This is a genomic window from Salipiger abyssi, assembly GCF_017311415.1.
GTDB classification, from domain to species: Bacteria; Pseudomonadota; Alphaproteobacteria; order Rhodobacterales; family Rhodobacteraceae; genus Salipiger; species Salipiger abyssi_A.
Genome location: NZ_JAEKIS010000026.1, coordinates 1 through 16,926, shown reverse-complemented (window position 1 = coordinate 16,926; position 16,926 = coordinate 1). Strand labels below are relative to the sequence as shown.

Sequence of the window (16,926 nt, the reverse complement as noted above, 5' to 3'; positions counted from 1 at the left end):
TCGGGCGGTTACCGCCCGTTCAGATCGTCGAAGCTCCGGCCGTTCTTGATGAGATCGGCAAAAACCGGCTGCGGCCTCCAGAAGGCGCGGTCGGGATGGTCGAGCGCTTCCATCGCGCGGCGCATGGAGAGCAGCCCCATCACCCCCGCCAAATGCATCGGACCGCCGCGCCAGCGCGGCAGATCGAGCGCCATGACCGCCACGATGTCGATATCCGAGGGCCGCGCCGCCATGCCCGAAGCCAGCATGCGCGCGCCCTCATTGGCCATGGCACCGAAGATCAGCTTGCGAATGAGATCGGGCGGCATCGGTTTGGCCGGCGGACGCTCCGCTTCGAGCAGCGCGCTCAGACCGGGATCCGGCTGCGCCCCGCCCTCGGACCACTCATAGACCCCCTTGCCCTGCGCCCGTCCGCCACGCCCCTGCCCGAGCAGCAGCGCCGACCAGTTGTGTGCGCCCTCGGCCCGCTCCCGCTGCGCCAGCTTGTCGAGGCCGATCTGGTCGCGCAGCTGGAAGGGCGGGCGCTGCCATCCCCAGTCCCGCAGGGCCCGGTCGATCTCGTAGGGGTCTTGGCCGAGATCGACCAGCGCATCCGCCGCGCGCTGGCACGCACCCATGAGCCGCGAGGCCAGGCTGTCGCCGCTGGACACCACCTTGACCGGCAGCTTGCCGAGGGCGCGCGCCAGCGACAGCGCCGCCGCCAGCTGCTCCGGCCCCACCGATGGACCGGCGATCACCTCCACCAGCCGCATGCCATGCACAGGCAAGGCGAACCGCAGGCCCAGCCGCTCGACCCGGTCGGTAAAGACCGATGCGCGCACGATATGGTCCGGCGCCGGAACATCGGCCTGACCGCGCGCCGCGTGCAGGATCATGTCGCTGTCGGCGGTCATGTCGGCACTGTCGCCCACGCGCAGGCGCGCCATCCGCTCCTGGGCCATTTCATCGCTGATCGCCCCGCGCGCCACGCTCTGACGGAACATCTCGTTGACCTGCGGCACTCCGATGCGCAGACGCGCCGGATCGCGGGTGCCCCAGTTCACCGACAGCCCGGCATTCAAAGCCGCAAACACGATCTGTGCCGCCAGCCCGCCACCGCCCAGCACCGCGACACGCCGCAGATCCGGCAACTCGGTCCCGGCGGGCAGACCGAAACGCAGCGCTCGGCGCTCGGCCGTCTGCGCCCCGCGCAGCGCCTTTGACTGTTCCGAGGTCCGGCAGGCGTCAAACGCATCGGCCTCAAATGCGAGCCCGGCCTCGAAGGGCAGCAGCATCGCCGCCTCGACCGCCGCCACGATCTCACGCGGGGCCAGCTCGGGCCGGGCCGCCACCGCCTCGCGCCGGCGGGCCACCTCCTGTTGATATGCCATCGCGTCGGCAAAACCCTGACGCATCTCGGAACTGCGACGCGGCCCTCTCCCGTCGGTCAGCAGCTTGCGGACGAAAACCGTGGTCGCCCCAAGCAGATCGCTCTCCGCCACCGCATCGACCAGCCCGCGCGCCGGCGCCCGATCCACCGCGAAGCTCGCGCCGCTCAGCATGATGTCGAGCGCCGCCCCGGCACCGAGCATGCGGGGCAGCCGCTGTGTGCCGCCCGCGGCGGGCAGCAGACCGAGCTGAACCGCCGGCAGCCCGATGCGGGCCGAAGCGTGCGCGATGCGGTAATGCGCGGCAAGAGCCAGTTCGAGACCGCCGCCAAGCACCGCACCATGCATCGCCGCAACCACAGGTATCGGCGCGGTTTCGATCCGTGCACAGAGCTCCGCCAGCGACGGAACCTCATGCAGCGACAGCAGGTCATCGGCATCCAGAGCGACGGGAAAGCTCTTGCCGCGCCCATGGAGTACCACCGCCTGCGCCTCCGGCTCGGCAAGCGCACGCTCAAGCGCCGCGAGCAGCGCCTCGCGCGCGGCACGCGTCAGAGCATTTGCCGGCGGCTCCGACACGCCGAGCCAGACAATTCCGTCCCGATAGGAATATTCGACCGCGTCCCGCGCCTCTGTCATCCGCCTGCCCCCGCAAGCCGGCCCGATCACCGGGCCGGCGCCTCTGGTCGCCGCGCTTTTCCGCACGATTTCGCGGTATTAGACGGGAAACTTGCGATTATGGCAAGTTTGAAGCGGTCTTGCCTCAGATCGGCATATTGTCGAACTGATCTTCGACCTCGCTGTCGCCATCCGGGCGCACCAGAGCCAGCGCGCTCTGCGGCGCCTTGCCGCCGCGCGCCTCAAGCTCTTCCACATGGCGCTCCAGGTCGTCCAGAAGATCTTTGTAGGCGGTTGCATCGGCCGAGGCCGTAGCGTGTCCGATTTCGGCCTCGAGCTCGGCGATCCGGGCTTTCAGGGCTTCGATCATTTCTTCACTCCTCCTCTCTTCTCGTCTCTCAGGCAGGGACCACCCCGGCCTATCTCTTCTGTCCCCCGGCGCAGGCGGCGCAAAGCGGCGCCTCGGGCAGCACGTCGAGCCGCGCCTCCGAAATCGCGTCGCCGCAGTTCAGACAGTAGCCATATTCGCCCTCGTCCATGCGGTTCAAGGCCGCCTTGATGCGGGCGATCTCGGTCTGTCCGCTGGCGCCGAGGCTTTCCAGAACCTCGTCGCCCTCGCGTTCGACGGCGCTTTCCTCCCAGTCCTTGGGCCGCGGCGCCTCAAGCGAATCCTCGATTCCCTCGAGACGTGCACCCAACTCCTCCAACCTCTTCAGCAACATGGCTTTGTATTTTTCGTATGGCATCGGTCCGTCCTGACACACTACACCATTCGCAAAGATGCCGCTTTCAGCATGGCGCGGCCATGACACAGGTCAAGTTCAACGAATCCTTGATTACATATTCACCTTTGAATATATGACTTCCGAAACTGGAGGATACGCTCATGATGTCACCCGAAGTCACCGCCTTCTTCGACGACGCCACCAACACGATTTCCTATGTCGTGCGCGATCCCGAAGGGTCGTCCTGCGCGATCATCGATTCCGTGCTGGATTTCGACTATTCCTCGGGCCGGACAGACACCCGCTCAGCGGATGCGGTCATCGCCTTTGTCAGGGAGAAAGGCTACAAGGTCGAATGGCTGCTTGAAAGCCATGTCCATGCCGATCACCTGAGCGCCGCGCCCTATATCCAGGAGGCCGTGGACGGCAAGATCGGCATCGGTGACCGCATCAAGATCGTGCAGGACACTTTCGGCAAGGTCTTCAACGAAGGCACCGAGTTCCAGCGCGACGGCTCGCAGTTCGACCAGCTCTTTCAGGAGGGCGACAGCTTTCACATCGGCCAGCTGCGCGGCGACGTGCTGCACACGCCGGGCCATACGCCGGCCTGCCTGACCTATGTGATCGGCGACGCGGCCTTTGTCGGCGATACGCTCTTCATGCCCGATTTCGGCACCGCGCGCTGCGACTTCCCCGGCGGCTCGTCGGAGACGCTCTACAACTCGATCCAGAAGATCCTCGCCCTGCCGGACGAAACCCGCATCTTCGTCGGCCACGACTACAAGGCGCCGGGCCGCGACGAATACGCCTGGGAAACCACCGTGGGCGAGCAGAAGGCTGCCAACATCCATGTCGGCGCCGGCAAATCCAAGGACGAGTTCGTGCATATGCGCGACAGCCGCGACGCCACGCTGGCGATGCCGAAACTGATCATCCCGTCGTTGCAGGTGAACATGCGCGCGGGCCAGATGCCGCCCGCCGACGAGCAGGGCGACGTCTTTCTCAAGGTGCCGGTGAACAAGCTCTGAGCACCCAATGGCGCCCCCGCCGCGAACCGGGGGCGCGATCGCGAAACACGACCAAGGGAACGCGCGAACAATGGAACAGGATTGGATCTGGGGCCTGATCGGCGGCTTGCTGATCGGCACCGGAGGGGCTTTTTATTTGCTTTTCAACGGGCGGATCATGGGCGCCTCCGGCATCATCGGCTCGCTGGTGGACGGCTCGGCGGGCAATACGAAATGGGAAAAGCTGGTGTTTCTGGCGGGGGTCGTGCTGCTGCCGATCCTGCTCTTCCCGGTCTATCGCGAGGTGGATCCGCATATCACCGACAATGTCGCGGTGCTGGTCGCCGCCGGTCTGCTGGTGGGCGTGGGCACCCGCATCGCCAATGGCTGCACCTCGGGGCACGGGGTCTGCGGCATCTCGCGGCTCTCGGTGCGCGGCATCGTGGCGACGGTCTGCTACATCCTCGCGGGCGGCGTCGGCGTCGTCATCTTCCGCCATCTCCTGGGGGTGATCTGACATGAAACGACTGATTTTCGCGTTCATCGCCGGCGGGTTCTTTGGTGCGGGGCTGTTTGTCTCGGGCATGACCGACACCGCCAAGGTGCAGGGCTGGCTCGACGTGTTCGGCGCCTGGGATCCGACGCTGGCCTTCGTCATGGGCGGCGCGATGATCCCGATGTTCATCGCCTGGGCCATCGCAAAAAAACGCACCGCCTCGGTGCTGGGCACACCGCTGCCGCCGCCGCCGTCAAGCCGGATCGACCGCAAGCTGATCATCGGCTCGGTGCTGTTCGGCGCCGGCTGGGGGCTCGCCGGGATCTGCCCGGGTCCGTCCATCGCTTCGCTCAGCTATGGCGGTACGGGGATCTATATTTTCGTCGCCGCGATGCTGACGGGCATGGTGCTGGCACCTTTCCTGCGGACACGTCTGGACAAAATGGTGCCTGCCGAGTGATCTTGCCGCCATGGCATTGATCGAACTCACCCCCGGCTATTTCGTCTCCCCGCAAATCGCGGTGGAAGAGGTGCCCGCCCTCGCTGAGGCGGGCATTTCCCTTGTAATCTGCAACCGTCCCGATGACGAGGTGCCGCCCTCGCATCAGGCGGCGGCGCTCGAATCGGCGGTGCGCGCCGCCGGGATGGAGTTTGTCCACATCCCGGTGACCAACGACACGCTGACGCTCGACCAGGTGGCGCAGCAGGCGGCGCTGATCGACGCGGCGGAGGGGCCGGTATTTGCCTATTGCCGCTCCGGCACGCGCAGCTCCATCGTCTGGGCCATGGGCCAGGCCGGCAAGATGGAAACCGACGCGATCCTCGGCGCGGCGACCAAGGCGGGCTATCAGCTCGACGGGCTGCGCCCGACGCTCGACGCGCTGGCCGCGCAGAAGGGCTGAGACTCAGGACTCCTCGATATCGAGCGGAGCGGCGGCGAAGTCGAAATCGAACGCGCCGCCCTCCTCCGCCTCGTCCTCGCCGGTTTCCGCCGGTTCCGCATCGAAACTGAAATCGCCCGTGTCGAACTCCATCGGCGGCAGGTCCGGCAGATCGCCGGCCATCTCCTCCGGTTCGAGATCCGGCATGGGCGCGGGCTCCTCCTCCTCCATCGGCAATTGCGGCGCGCGCGGTTCCGGCGCCGGGTCATGTTCTTCCATCACCGGCGGGGCGGTGCCCTGCGGCGTGCCCTCGGGCCAGGCCAGCCGCACCGCGCGCATGCCGTTCATCTGCCCCAGACGCCCGCCCGCCACCGCCGCGCCGGAGCCCGCGACAAAGGACACGCCGTCGAGCGCCTCCGGCGGCAGCGGGATCAGATCGCCAGGCTTCAGCCGCTGCGCCGCGCCGAGCGGCAGGCTGAGACGGCAGAGCACCGCATCCATCTGCACCGGCAGCAGCTTCATCTTGCGCTCATGCGGGCCGGGCGCATCGTCGCCCCCCTCCGCATCGGGCGCCGCCTCGCCCACATGCGGGCGGTCGGGCAGCACCAGCAGCAGCTCGCCGCGGCGGCGGCCCAGCGCCAGATCCACCGAGACGCGAAAGCTGCGATAGCCCGCCGCGTCCAGCAGCAGCCCGGCGGCGCGGGCATCCTCGATCATCGCGCCGTAGCGATAACCCTCGAATTGCGGTTGCAGCGGGTGGCCTTCGAGATAGCGCGCCAGCCGCTCCATCGTCGCGTCGATGAGAGGCGCCACCATGGCCGCGTCGGTCTGGGTGAGTGGGCGATCCTCGACCGGCATCTGGGTCACCTGCAACAGCGTCTGCACCTCGATCAGCCCGGTCATCACCTCGCGGTCGATCATGGCGAGGCCAAGCGCGCCCTCGGGGCCGTCGAGCAGCAGCAGCAGGGTGTTGGCAGGCAGCATCTCGACCACGCCGTCCTGATCGGACATCTCCTGCCCGACGCCATGGGTGACCAGCGCCAGATCCCACAGCACGTCCGCCGCACGCGACAGCGCCCGGCGCAGGGCCTTGGCCGGCGACATCGCCCGCGCCTCGAATGCGCGGCGGGCGGCGCTGGCCTTCTGGCCCAGAACGTCATCCTGTCTGACGGTTTCTCCCATCACCTGCTTGGCCTGTTCTCCGGCTGACTCCCGACCCTGTATGGCGGGATTTGGTTACTAAGCGCTTTAAGGGGCCAGGATTTCCCCTCTGCCCCCGGTTACTGCGCCGCCATGGCGATATTGGCGGGCAGGATCACGCGGAAGGCGCCGCCGCCCTGCCCCGGCAGATAGGCGATCTCGCCGCCCAGCCGCGTCATGATCTGCCGGCAGATCGCCAGCCCCAGCCCGGCACCGCCGGCCTTCTGGTCGCTCACCCGGCTGAATTTTTCAAAGATCACATCCTGCGCCTCGGAAGAGATCCCGGTGCCGTTGTCGATAAAGTCGATCACCACCTCCTCGCCGGTGCGCACGCGGATATCCAACGCCGGCTGCGCCGCGTCGCAGTATTTGCGGGCATTGGCCACAAGGTTGATGAACACCTGGCTCAGCCGGTCGAGATCGGTGTTGAGCCAGATCCGCTCCGCCGCCGGGTCGCGGTCGATGCGCAGCCGCGCGCCGTGCTCGTCCGCCGCCGCCGCCGCGACCGCCCGGTCGAGCACCTCCGACAGCAGCCCCTCGCGCAGGTTCAGGTTCACCTGCCCGTTCTCCAGCACAGAGAGATCCAGCAGATCGTCGAGCAGCCGGGTCAGGCGGATCGCCTCGTCATGGATGATCGAGGCGTATTTGCTCTGCTCCGGCGCGCTGAGACCCGTGGTGTCGCGCAGGATCTCGGAAAACGCGCGGATCGAGGTCATCGGCGTGCGCAGCTCGTGGCTGATCTGGCTCAGGAAGGCATCTTTCTGCACCGAAAGCCGGGTCAGCTTGGCATTGGCCTCGCGCAGCTGCGCGGCGGTGCGGGCGAGCTCCTGGCTCTGCGCCTCCAGCCGGGCGGAATATTCCATCATCTGCGCGGTCTCGTCGGCCACCGCCATCAGATCCTCGACCGAGACCGAAGCGCCGCCGACGATCTGGCCGACCATGGCATGCGCCGTGGCCGCGCCGACCGAGCCCGCCAGCTCGCGCTCCAGCGTTTCGAGGAAATCCGGTGTCGGCGCCGGCAGCCCGCCGCGCAGCCCCTGGCGCTGCGCCTCGCGCTCGAAGAGCAGCCGGGCATCGCGTGCGCCCAGGATGCGCTGCGCCATGACCATGAGGTCTTCGGTCGGCGCCACCCGCCCGGCCCAGCTGCGCGGGCCGGTGGAATGCTCGAAGACATTGACGAACTGCGCGCCCTGCAAGCGCTCCAGCGGCTGCGGAAAGCTGGCGAGCGAGGCGAGGACGAAGCCGCCGGTATTGAGTGCCAGCGACCAGAACACCGCATGCAGCAGCGGGTCCATGCCCCCGATGCCAAAGAGCGCATGCGGGCGCAGCCAGTGCAGGCCGAACGCGCCGTCGAGCAGCCAGGCCTCGGGCAGCACCGCACCGGGGCCGAAGCTCGGCAGGAACAGTGTGTAGCCCCAGCAGCCGAACCCCAGCGTCAGCCCGGTCAGCGCGCCCAGCCGCGATGCGCCGCGCCAGAAGATCCCGCCGAGCATCGCCGGCAGCACCTGCGCGACGCCGGCAAAGCTCACCAGCCCGATGGAGGCCAGCGCGGCGCCGCCACCCGAGAGCCGGTAATAGAGATAGCCCAGCATTACCACGCCGATGATCGACAGCCGCCGCGCCAGCAGCACCACATGGCGCACATCGCCCGAGACCTTGGCGCCGCCCCCGGCAAAGCGCAGCCAGAGCGGCATCACCACATGGTTCGACACCATGGTCGAGAGCGCGATGGCCGCCACGATCACCATCGAGGTGGCCGAGCTGAACCCGCCGAGGAAGGACAGCACCGCCAGCCCGTCGCGGCCCTGGCTCAGCGGCACGGTCAGCACGAAGAGATCCGGGTTCGAGCCCTCGGGCAGCATCTCCAGCCCGATCACGGCGATGGGCACGACAAACAGGCTCATCAGCCCCAGATAGAGCGGAAAGGCCCAGCTCGCGGTGCGCAGATGGGTCTCGTTGTCGTTCTCCACCACCAGCACCTGGAAGATGCGCGGCAGGCAGAGGAAGGCGGCCGCCGACAGCATCATCAGCCCCGCCCAGCGCCCGCCGTCGATTTCCCAATGCCCCAGCGGCGAGGCGTCGATCTTGTCGAGCGCGCCCGAGACCCCGCCCGACAGGCCCCAGACCACAAAGACCCCCACCGCCAGCAGCGCCGCGAGCTTGACGATGGCCTCCAGCGCAATGGCCATGACCACGCCGTTATGACGCTCGTTCGCATCCAGATTGCGGGTGCCAAAGATCACCGTGAAGAGCGCCAGCCCCGCCGCGACCCAGAGCGCGGTGTGGCCTTTTTCCTCGCCGGTGGCGAGATCTCCGACCCCGAACACCTCGAAGCTCAGCGTCACCGATTGCAGTTGCAGCGCGATATAGGGCGTGGTGCCGACCACGGCGAGGATCGTCACGCCTACCGCCAGCAGGTTGGACTTGCCGTAGCGCGACGAGATCAGGTCGGCCACCGAGGTGATGCGCTGGCTGCGCCCGATGCGCACCAGCTTGCGCAGGATCCACCACCAGCCGACCAGCACCAGCGACGGGCCGAGATAGATCGTCAGGTATTCGAACCCGGAGCGCACAGCCGAGCCCACCGCGCCGTAAAAGGTCCATGCGGTGCAGTAGATCGACAACGAAAGCGTGTAGACCATGGGCGAGCGCAGCCATGTCGCCTGGCCGCGCAGCGCCGCGCGCTCGGCGGCGAATGCCACGGCGAAAAGAAAGAGCGCATAGGCGCTGCACACGGCGACCAGCGTGTTGAGCATCGTCATCCGCCCTCGCCGCCGGTCTCAGCGCCATAGCGCCCCTGCGCCGCCAGCCGCGAGGACAGCACCACCGCGCCCAGCACCAGCAGCGCCCAGACCCCGAAGAGATAGAGGATGGCGCTGGAGGAGCGCACCGCCGCCGCGCCCTCCTCGGCCCAGAGCAGCGGCACCAGCCAGAGCAGCATGCCGATAAAGGGCAGCACCCGTGCCGCGTCGATCACCCGGCGGCGGCGATAGGATTGCCGCTCCAGAAAGACCGGGGGCTTGCCCCGGCGCGGAGGCCCGGCCTCGCTCATACGCCTCCGGCGACCAGCGTGCGCACCGTCGCCAGCATCTCGGCATTCGAGAAGGGTTTGGTCATGAAGGCCGACACGCCCGCGCGCTCGGCCATTTCGCGGTCGCGCGACTGGCCGCGCGCGGTGAGCATCAGCACCGGCAGTTCGGCGGTATCCGCGTCCTCGCGCAGTTCGCGCAGGATGTCATAGCCGCTCTTGCCCGGAAGCATCACATCGAGGATCAGCAGATCGGGCCGGCAGGCCCGCAACCTGTCATTGGCGGTGGTGCCGTCGGAATGGGTGTCCACCGCCAGCCCCTCGCGCGACAGGATGAAACTGATCGCCTCGATGATGTTCGGCTCATCCTCGATCAGCATCACTCGTTTCAACATCACGCCCCCTTGCCCCGGCCCCGGACCGTGCGGCCCGGAGAACCGTGGTTTTCCTCCCCTGTAAAAAACTTATCGCCAATGTGACGGCGGGTGTCAAAAGATCAAAAGCCCGGCTCGCCCAGCAGCGAGGGCTCGCGACGTGCCGGACAGGGCGCGCGCGGGCAGATCCGGCAGGTCACCCCGACCTCTTCGGGCCGCTCCTCCGTGCGCGCCCGCGCGGGCGCGATCATCATATGTGCCTCGAAGACCGGCTCGCGGTTGATCTCGGGCGGACCCGCCGGCTGGGCAAAGGCGATGGCGGTGACCGCGCCGCTTTGCCGGCCTGCCGAATGCAGCACCCGGCTCAGCACCGACATCGGACGGGAGAGCGCGGCAAAGAGCGGCCAGAGCGGGCAGTCGGCGCCGAAGCGCGGGATCGGGAAATCCGGCAGCGGCTTGCGGAAGGTAAACACCCCCGAGGCATCGCAGATCGCCAGCCCGACCTGGCCGCAGGGCGCGCTCGGCGGCAGCGTCGCCAGCCGCCGCATGGCGCGGGCCGGGTCGGTGCCGAAGCGCCGCGCCAAGGCCAGCGGGTCGGTGCCGGTGACCACCACAGCCTCCAGCACCTGCGGCAGCGGAAGCGCTGCGGCATCGGCGGCGTAGCGTTCGAAGGCGCGACGCAGCAGCGCCCGGGCGGTGGGCGAGAGCGCCGCCCCCAGCTCCTGCGCGACCTCTCCCGGCAGGCCGCCGGCGTCGAGCGGCGCGATATGGTAATCCGCCGCCTCGAACAGCGCCTCGACCTCCTCCTGCGGCGTACCGCTCTCGGCGGCGGCCTTGCCCTCGGCCTCCAGATAGGAGGCCAGGCTGCGGCTGCTCTCGGCAAGCCTTGCGCTGTCCTCGTAGATGTTGCGGTGAAAGCGGCGCTGCCAGTCCGGGTCGATCTCGCCCGGCTCGGCGAGGATCGAGGCGGCAGAGCGGATGGCGGTCACGGTCGAGAGCATCTCGTGCAGCGCGTCGGCCAGATGCGGGTCATGCGCCAGCCGGTCGGTCAGCGCCTCCACCGAGCGCTCCAGCGTCTCGATCCGCGCGCGGCTGTCGGCCAGGAGCCGCGCCCAGCCGGGAAAGCGCCCGGCGAATTCGTCGAGCCGATCAAGCTCCGCCCCGCTGCTTTGCGCATGCAGCGCCGCCTCGCGCAGCGCCGCGATCAGCGCGGCCTCGGCGCCTTCGGTCAACATGGAGGGTTCGACACCGAGAATCTCGGCGATATCGAGCAGCAGCTTTCCGCCGATTCTGCGCCGGTTGTGCTCGATGAGATTAAGATATGAGGCCGAAATTTCCGACCGCCGCGCCAGTTCCGCCTGCTTCATGCCCAGGATGATCCGCCTTTCGCGGATGCGCGAGCCGGTGAGCGTGTCGCGGGCCATGACGCTTTTCCTGTCCTTTCAACGCCTTTCTGCGGCGCCACATAAATCAGTTTACAGAAAACTGTAGTATACCGTTCATTCGTTGACAAAAAAATTGTTTACCAAAAAGCAATTGTTGCGTGGTTTTCATTCACTCGCCGATACTGGCTTTGCACTGTTACGTGTTCGCGCCGGGGGGAAGAGGAGCCCTCCCGCGCAGCTTACAAAATGGGAGGATTTCATGTCCAAGACGACTCTGACTCGCCGTGGCGTGCTGAGAACGGGTGCCGTGGCCGGCGCCGGCGTCGCGCTGCCGACGATCTTTACCGCCTCGTCGGCCCGCGCCTTCACCAACGCCCCCACCGGCGGCTCGGTGACGCTCGGGTTCAACGTGCCACAGACCGGCCCCTATGCCGATGAGGGCGCCGACGAGCTGCGCGCCTATGAGCTGGCGGTGGAGCATCTGAACGGCGGCGGCGATGGTGGCATGCTGAACACCTTCAGCTCCAAGGCGCTCGACGGCACCGGGATCATGGGCAAGAAGGTCGAGTATGTGACCGGCGACACCCAGACCAAATCCGATGCCGCCCGCGCCTCCGCCAAGTCGATGATCGAAAAGGACGGCGCGATCATGATCACCGGCGGCTCGTCCTCCGGCGTCGCCATCGCCGTGCAGGGGCTCTGCCAGGAGGCCGGCGTGATCTTCATGGCCGGTCTCACACACTCCAACGACACCACCGGCAAGGACAAGAAGGCCAACGGTTTCCGCCACTTCTTCAACGCCTACATGTCGGGCGCCGCGCTGGCGCCAGTGCTGGCCAAGATGTATGGCGATGACCGCAAGGCCTATCACCTGACCGCCGATTACACCTGGGGCTGGACGCAGGAAGAATCGATCAAGGCCGCCACCGAGGCTCTCGGCTGGGAGACCGTGAACGCGGTCAAGACCCCGCTCGCCCAGACCGATTTCTCGTCCTATATCGCGCCGGTGCTGAATTCGGGTGCCGATGTGCTGGTGCTGAACCACTACGGCGGCAACATGGTGAACTCGCTCACCAACGCGGTGCAGTTCGGCCTGCGCGAAAAGCAGGTGAACGGCAAGAATTTCGAGATCGTCGTGCCGCTCTACTCGCGCCTGATGGCGCGCGGCGCCGGCGAGAACGTCAAGGGCATCTTCGGCTCCACCAACTGGCACTGGTCGCTTCAGGATGCGGGCTCCAAGGCCTTCGTGCAGAGCTTCGGCACCAAATACGGCTTCCCGCCGAGTCAGGCCGCGCACACCTGCTATGTGCAGACGCTGCTCTATGCGGATGCGGTTCAGCGCGCGGGCTCCTTCGATCCCTGCGCCGTGGGCGAGGCCCTTGCCGGGTTCGAATTCGACGGGCTCGGCAACGGCCCGACGCTTTACCGCGCCGAGGATCACCAGTGCTTCAAGGATGTGCTCGTGGTGAAAGGGAAGGAAAACCCCACCTCGGAATTCGACCTGCTCGAAGTGGTCGAGGTCACGCCGCGCGCCCAGGTGGAATACGCGCCGGATCATCCGATGTTCGCGGGCGGTTCGCTCGGCGCCTGTAACCCCGGCGCCTGACACCCCCGCATTTTATACGGCCGCACCTGTTGGTTTTTTAGGTCGTATCCCCAGCGTTCCCGGCCCCGAGCCGGGAACGCACCCTCTCCCTTTGACCTTGAAGGCCGGGACATGGACGCAATCACCCTTCAAATCCTGAACGGGCTCGACAAGGGCTCGGCCTATGCGCTGATCGCGCTGGGGCTTACCCTCATATTCGGCACGCTGGGCGTGGTGAACTTCGCCCATGGTGCGCTTTTCATGATCGGCGCCTTCTGCGCGGTGACGCTGAACCGCCTGCTGACGCTGTCGCATCAGGTGGTGGACGAGACCCGCACCGATTTCCTCGGCAACCCGCTGAAGGTCGATGTGCCCTATATGCACGATCTCTTCGGCGAGGTGACCGGTGCCGCCATCATCGACTGGTCGGTGCCGCTGGCGATCCTGTTCTCGATCCCGGTGATGATCGCCGTCGGCGTGATCATGGAGCGCGGGCTGATCAAGCATTTCTACCGCCGCCCGCATGCGGACCAGATCCTGGTGACCTTCGGCCTGGCCATCGTGTTGCAGGAGATCATCAAGCAGATCTTCGGCGCCAACCCGATCCCGACGCCCGCGCCCGACGCCTTCACCGGCTCGTTCGATTTCGGCGTGCTGCTGGGATTTGACCCCAACGCCATCATCTACCCCTATTGGCGGCTGGTCTATTTCGCCTTCGCGGCGCTGATCATCGGCGGGGTGTTCGCCTTCCTGCAATTCACCACCTTCGGCATGGTGGTGCGCGCCGGCATGGCCGACCGCGAGACCGTGGGCCTGCTAGGCATCAATATCGACCGACGCTTCACCATCATGTTCGGGCTGGCCGCCGCCGTGGCCGGGCTCGCCGGCGTGATGTATGCGCCGATCAACTCGCCCAACTACCACATGGGCATGGATTTCCTGGTGCTGAGTTTCGTGGTTGTGGTGGTCGGCGGCATGGGCTCGCTTCCGGGCGCCGTCGCTGCCGGCTTCCTTCTGGGAATCCTCGAAAGCTTCGCCTCGATGAACGAGATCAAGCAGATCCTGCCCGGGATCGACCAGATCATCATCTATCTCGTCGCCATCATCATTCTGCTGACCCGCCCGCGGGGCCTCATGGGCCGCAAGGGCGTGATGGAGGACTAAGCCTGTGTTCGGACTCGGCAAGAAAGACTTCACCCTGTTCCTGATCGTCGCGGTGCTGGCGCTGTTCGCACCCTTCATCCTGAACCCCTTCCCCACCGATAGCGGGCTGGCGCAGTTCAACGCCGGCTACCCCGACCTGATGCAGCGTTTCGTGATCTTCGGGATCCTCGCGATCGGCTTCAACATCCTGTTCGGCCTCACCGGCTATCTCAGCTTCGGCCACGCGGCGTTTCTCGGCGTCGGCTCCTATGCAGCGGTCTGGATGTTCAAGCTGCTGAGCATGAACGTGATCCCGGCGATCCTGCTGTCGATGATCGTGGCGGGCCTCTTCGCGGTGGTGATCGGCTATGTCAGCCTGCGCCGCTCGGGGATCTATTTCTCGATCCTGACGCTGGCCTTTGCACAGATGAGCTACAACCTCGCCTATTCGGTGCTGACCCCCATCACCAATGGCGAGACCGGGCTCCAGATCACGCTGGACGATCCGCGCGTGCTCGGCGTCTCGGCCACCGCCGATGGCGGTATCCCGGTGACCAACCTCTTCGGGATGGAGATGCGCAGCTTCGAGACGCTGGTGCTCGGCCCCTGGGAGTTCCAGTTCTCCGTGGGCTACTACCTTGCCGCGATCATCATGCTGATCTCCTTCTACGTGGCGATCCGCATCTTCCGCTCGCCCTTCGGCATGATGCTGCGCGCGATCAAGTCGAACCAGAACCGGCTTTACTACACCGGCCTCAATGCGCGCCCCTATACGCTGGCGGCCTTCGTGATCTCGGGCATGTATGCCGGGCTCGCCGGCGGGCTGCTGGCCTGCATGGATCCGCTGGCGGGTGCCGAGCGTATGCAGTGGACGGCGTCAGGCGAGGTGGTGCTGATGACCATTCTCGGCGGCGCGGGCACGCTGATCGGCCCGGTGCTGGGCGCGGGCTTCATCAAGTATTTCGAGAACATCTTCTCCAAGATCAACGACCAGGTGGTGCATGGCTGGGTCTCCTTCCTGCCCGACGGGCTCGAGGATCTGGTGGTCGCGCTGATCCACCCCTTCGTCGGCAAGGGCTGGCACCTGACGCTGGGCCTGCTGTTCATGCTGATCGTGATCTTCCTGCCCGGCGGGCTGGTGGAGGGCGGCCAGCGCATCGCCCGCCGCCTGCGCCGCAAGCCGGCCAAGGACGACGCCAAATCCGCCAGCACCACCCCCGCCGAGTAAGGAGACGCGATTATGGGCATTCTCGACGTCAAGGACGTGAACAAGCGCTTCGGCGGGCTGAAAGCGCTGAGCGAGGTGAACCTCTCCGTGCAGGAGAACACGGTGCACGCCATCATCGGCCCCAACGGCGCGGGCAAGTCGACTCTGCTCAACTGCCTGGTCGGCAAGCTGATCCCAGACACCGGGTCGGTGATGTTCGACGGGCAGTCGGTGCTGGGGCGCAAACCCTTCGAGATCAACCAGATGGGGATTTCGCGGGTGTTCCAGACGCCGGAGATCTTCGGCGATCTGACGGTGATGGAGAACATGATGATCCCGCTCTTCGCCAAGCGGGACGGGGTCTTCCGCCTGCATGCCATCGAGTCGGTCGAGAACGAGGCCACGTTGCGCGAACGGGCGGAGGCGATGCTCTCGGATGTGAACATGCTGGAGAAGCGCAACATGCATTCCGCCTCCATGTCGCGCGGCGACAAGCGGCGGCTGGAGATGGCGATGTGCCTGGTGCAGGAGCCGCGCCTGCTGCTGCTCGACGAGCCCACCGCCGGCATGGCCCGCGCCGACACCAACAACACCATCGACCTGCTGAAGGAGATCAAGGAAAAGCGCGACATCACCATGTGCATCATCGAGCATGACATGCATGTGGTGTTCTCGCTCGCCGACCGGATCACCGTGCTGGCCCAGGGCACGCCGCTGGTCGAGGACATCCCCGCCAATATCAAGGGCCACCCCAAGGTGCAGGAAGCCTATCTCGGCGAACACGCCTGAGCCCGCGCAACACGCCCCGGACCTGGTCCGGGGCCTCCACGCATGAGGTCCCGGATCAGGTCCGGGACGGGAGGATCACAGAAATGAACGTCAGACCGGATTTTTCCAAGAACGCCAATATGGCCGAGACCGCGCCGGCCTTCCTCTCCGTCTGGGACATGCATTCCTATTATGGCGAGAGCTATATCGTGCAGGGCATTTCCTTCAACGTGCACGAGGGCGAGATCGTCGCGCTGCTCGGTCGCAACGGCGCCGGCAAGACCACCACCCTGCGCTCCATCGCGCGGCTCGGCTCGCCGCAGGTGCAGAAGGGCGAGATCTGGCTCGATCACCAGCCGCTGCACAAGATGGCCTCGCATGAGGCGGCGGCGCACGGGCTGGGTCTGGTGCCCGAGGACCGGCGCATCATCCCCGGCCTCACGGTCGAGGAGAACCTGCAACTGGCGCAGATCGCGCCGCCGGTGGGCTGGTCGATCGAACGTCTTTACGAACTCTTCCCCCGTCTGGGCGAACGCCGCCGGCAGGAGGGCGTGACGCTTTCGGGCGGCGAGCAGCAGATGCTGGCTATCGCCCGGGCGCTGGCACGCGACATCAAGGTGCTGCTGCTCGACGAGCCCTATGAGGGGCTGGCGCCGGTGATCGTGGACGAGATCGAAAAGACGCTGCGCCATATCAAGGCGCAGGGCATGACCACGATCCTGGTCGAGCAGAACGCGGTGCGCGCGCTGCAACTGGCGGACCGGGCGATCATCCTCGATACCGGCTCCATCGTGTTCGATGGAACCGCCGCCGAGGTACTGGAGAACGAAAGCCTGCGGGCGGAATATCTGGCGATCTGATAGCGCGCGCGCCGCGGGGGTGCCCCGCCTCCGTGGCACCGTGCAATATGTGCAAAATTTATGCGCGGGTTGCTGAAACATTGCACCAAATGCCTATTGCCATCCCCTGCCCGCCGCGCTTCCCTTGGGCATTGAATTTCGTGGAGGAGGAACCCACCGATGTCCGACACCTACCCGCCGTCTTCCGATTTTGTTTCCGGAGCGCATGTCGACGCTGCGGCGTATGACGAGATGTATGCGCGGTCGCTGAGCGATCCGGACGGGTTCTGGGCCGATCAGGCG

General features: G+C 66.5%; 17 protein-coding genes. 9 read left to right on the top strand and 8 right to left on the bottom strand.

The genetic code is table 11. The annotated features are described in order from the left end of the window. Positions 1 to 8: 8 nt before the first annotated feature. The 3 genes from I6N89_RS22525 to I6N89_RS22515 form a co-directional block, all read right to left on the bottom strand. A complete protein-coding gene (locus I6N89_RS22525) occupies positions 9 to 2,006 on the bottom strand; it encodes an enoyl-CoA hydratase-related protein (RefSeq protein ID WP_207020607.1) in 1,998 nt (665 codons plus the stop codon). A 124-nt stretch (positions 2,007 to 2,130) separates the two neighbouring features. Continuing rightward, on the bottom strand, positions 2,131 to 2,355 hold the full coding sequence (locus I6N89_RS22520) for a hypothetical protein (protein WP_207020606.1): 225 nt from the start codon (positions 2,353 to 2,355) through the stop codon (positions 2,131 to 2,133). Positions 2,356 to 2,404: 49 nt separating this feature from the next. Further along, positions 2,405 to 2,731 (bottom strand): TraR/DksA family transcriptional regulator, encoded by a 327-nt coding sequence (locus tag I6N89_RS22515; protein WP_207020605.1) that lies wholly within the window; start codon positions 2,729 to 2,731, stop codon positions 2,405 to 2,407. 143 nt (positions 2,732 to 2,874) lie between these two features. Here I6N89_RS22515 and I6N89_RS22510 point away from each other — a divergent pair, with 143 nt between their 5' ends. From I6N89_RS22510 to I6N89_RS22495, 4 genes are all read left to right on the top strand, one after another. After that, positions 2,875 to 3,738, top strand: coding sequence for an MBL fold metallo-hydrolase (locus I6N89_RS22510; RefSeq protein ID WP_207020641.1), 864 nt, complete (start codon positions 2,875 to 2,877; stop codon positions 3,736 to 3,738). Between the two features lie 70 nt (positions 3,739 to 3,808). Further along, on the top strand, positions 3,809 to 4,234 hold the full coding sequence (locus I6N89_RS22505) for a YeeE/YedE family protein (protein WP_076695661.1): 426 nt from the start codon (positions 3,809 to 3,811) through the stop codon (positions 4,232 to 4,234). Position 4,235: 1 nt separating this feature from the next. Further along, a complete protein-coding gene (locus tag I6N89_RS22500; protein WP_207020604.1) occupies positions 4,236 to 4,673 on the top strand; it encodes a DUF6691 family protein in 438 nt (145 codons plus the stop codon). A 10-nt stretch (positions 4,674 to 4,683) separates the two neighbouring features. Continuing rightward, positions 4,684 to 5,115, top strand: a complete 432-nt coding sequence (locus tag I6N89_RS22495) for a TIGR01244 family sulfur transferase (protein ID WP_207020603.1) — start codon at positions 4,684 to 4,686, stop codon at positions 5,113 to 5,115. 3 nt (positions 5,116 to 5,118) lie between these two features. Here the strand turns inward: I6N89_RS22495 and I6N89_RS22490 are convergent, their stop codons facing one another. From I6N89_RS22490 to I6N89_RS22470, 5 genes are all read right to left on the bottom strand, one after another. Beyond that, positions 5,119 to 6,276: a FliM/FliN family flagellar motor switch protein gene (locus I6N89_RS22490; protein ID WP_207020602.1), complete on the bottom strand. Its 1,158-nt coding sequence runs from the start codon at positions 6,274 to 6,276 to the stop codon at positions 5,119 to 5,121. Between the two features lie 98 nt (positions 6,277 to 6,374). After that, complete coding sequence (locus I6N89_RS22485; protein ID WP_207020601.1) at positions 6,375 to 9,056, bottom strand: ATP-binding protein; 2,682 nt, start codon at positions 9,054 to 9,056, stop codon at positions 6,375 to 6,377. Further along, complete coding sequence (locus I6N89_RS22480; protein ID WP_207020600.1) at positions 9,053 to 9,346, bottom strand: hypothetical protein; 294 nt, start codon at positions 9,344 to 9,346, stop codon at positions 9,053 to 9,055. Before I6N89_RS22480 ends, I6N89_RS22485 begins: the two co-directional genes overlap by 4 nt. Further along, positions 9,343 to 9,717 carry a response regulator transcription factor gene (locus I6N89_RS22475; RefSeq protein WP_207020599.1) on the bottom strand — a complete coding sequence of 125 codons (375 nt, stop codon included), beginning with the start codon at positions 9,715 to 9,717 and terminating at the stop codon, positions 9,343 to 9,345. The genes I6N89_RS22480 and I6N89_RS22475 overlap by 4 nt, the downstream gene beginning before the upstream one ends. A 101-nt stretch (positions 9,718 to 9,818) precedes the next feature. Next, entirely contained in the window at positions 9,819 to 11,120 is a 1,302-nt protein-coding gene (locus tag I6N89_RS22470; protein ID WP_207020598.1) for a helix-turn-helix domain-containing protein, read from the bottom strand. 220 nt (positions 11,121 to 11,340) lie between these two features. Here I6N89_RS22470 and I6N89_RS22465 point away from each other — a divergent pair, with 220 nt between their 5' ends. The 5 genes from I6N89_RS22465 (at position 11,341) to I6N89_RS22445 (ending at position 16,644) form a co-directional block, all read left to right on the top strand. Continuing rightward, positions 11,341 to 12,687, top strand: a complete 1,347-nt coding sequence (locus tag I6N89_RS22465) for a substrate-binding protein (RefSeq protein WP_207020597.1) — start codon at positions 11,341 to 11,343, stop codon at positions 12,685 to 12,687. Positions 12,688 to 12,798: 111 nt separating this feature from the next. Beyond that, on the top strand, positions 12,799 to 13,830 hold the full coding sequence (locus I6N89_RS22460) for a branched-chain amino acid ABC transporter permease (protein WP_207020596.1): 1,032 nt from the start codon (positions 12,799 to 12,801) through the stop codon (positions 13,828 to 13,830). Between the two features lie 4 nt (positions 13,831 to 13,834). Beyond that, the gene (locus I6N89_RS22455; protein WP_207020595.1) at positions 13,835 to 15,037 is read left to right on the top strand and encodes a branched-chain amino acid ABC transporter permease; all 1,203 of its coding nucleotides are present in this window, start codon (positions 13,835 to 13,837) and stop codon (positions 15,035 to 15,037) included. Between the two features lie 12 nt (positions 15,038 to 15,049). After that, positions 15,050 to 15,805, top strand: a complete 756-nt coding sequence (locus I6N89_RS22450) for an ABC transporter ATP-binding protein (protein ID WP_076695683.1) — start codon at positions 15,050 to 15,052, stop codon at positions 15,803 to 15,805. A gap of 83 nt (positions 15,806 to 15,888) precedes the next feature. Next, positions 15,889 to 16,644, top strand: coding sequence for an ABC transporter ATP-binding protein (locus I6N89_RS22445; protein ID WP_207020594.1), 756 nt, complete (start codon positions 15,889 to 15,891; stop codon positions 16,642 to 16,644). Positions 16,645 to 16,926: the final 282 nt, after the last annotated feature.

What these genes read in the sequence shown, in the direction of transcription:
- I6N89_RS22525 (WP_207020607.1), bottom strand. Translation starts at nt 2,006, where the DNA reads ATGACAGAGGCGCGGGACGCGGTCGAATATTCCTATCGGGACGGAATT.
- I6N89_RS22520 (WP_207020606.1), bottom strand. Translation starts at nt 2,355, where the DNA reads ATGATCGAAGCCCTGAAAGCCCGGATCGCCGAGCTCGAGGCCGAAATC.
- I6N89_RS22515 (WP_207020605.1), bottom strand. Translation starts at nt 2,731, where the DNA reads ATGCCATACGAAAAATACAAAGCCATGTTGCTGAAGAGGTTGGAGGAG.
- I6N89_RS22510 (WP_207020641.1), top strand. Translation starts at nt 2,875, where the DNA reads ATGTCACCCGAAGTCACCGCCTTCTTCGACGACGCCACCAACACGATT.
- I6N89_RS22505 (WP_076695661.1), top strand. Translation starts at nt 3,809, where the DNA reads ATGGAACAGGATTGGATCTGGGGCCTGATCGGCGGCTTGCTGATCGGC.
- I6N89_RS22500 (WP_207020604.1), top strand. Translation starts at nt 4,236, where the DNA reads ATGAAACGACTGATTTTCGCGTTCATCGCCGGCGGGTTCTTTGGTGCG.
- I6N89_RS22495 (WP_207020603.1), top strand. Translation starts at nt 4,684, where the DNA reads ATGGCATTGATCGAACTCACCCCCGGCTATTTCGTCTCCCCGCAAATC.
- I6N89_RS22490 (WP_207020602.1), bottom strand. Translation starts at nt 6,276, where the DNA reads ATGGGAGAAACCGTCAGACAGGATGACGTTCTGGGCCAGAAGGCCAGC.
- I6N89_RS22485 (WP_207020601.1), bottom strand. Translation starts at nt 9,056, where the DNA reads ATGACGATGCTCAACACGCTGGTCGCCGTGTGCAGCGCCTATGCGCTC.
- I6N89_RS22480 (WP_207020600.1), bottom strand. Translation starts at nt 9,346, where the DNA reads ATGAGCGAGGCCGGGCCTCCGCGCCGGGGCAAGCCCCCGGTCTTTCTG.
- I6N89_RS22475 (WP_207020599.1), bottom strand. Translation starts at nt 9,717, where the DNA reads ATGTTGAAACGAGTGATGCTGATCGAGGATGAGCCGAACATCATCGAG.
- I6N89_RS22470 (WP_207020598.1), bottom strand. Translation starts at nt 11,120, where the DNA reads ATGGCCCGCGACACGCTCACCGGCTCGCGCATCCGCGAAAGGCGGATC.
- I6N89_RS22465 (WP_207020597.1), top strand. Translation starts at nt 11,341, where the DNA reads ATGTCCAAGACGACTCTGACTCGCCGTGGCGTGCTGAGAACGGGTGCC.
- I6N89_RS22460 (WP_207020596.1), top strand. Translation starts at nt 12,799, where the DNA reads ATGGACGCAATCACCCTTCAAATCCTGAACGGGCTCGACAAGGGCTCG.
- I6N89_RS22450 (WP_076695683.1), top strand. Translation starts at nt 15,050, where the DNA reads ATGGGCATTCTCGACGTCAAGGACGTGAACAAGCGCTTCGGCGGGCTG.
- I6N89_RS22445 (WP_207020594.1), top strand. Translation starts at nt 15,889, where the DNA reads ATGAACGTCAGACCGGATTTTTCCAAGAACGCCAATATGGCCGAGACC.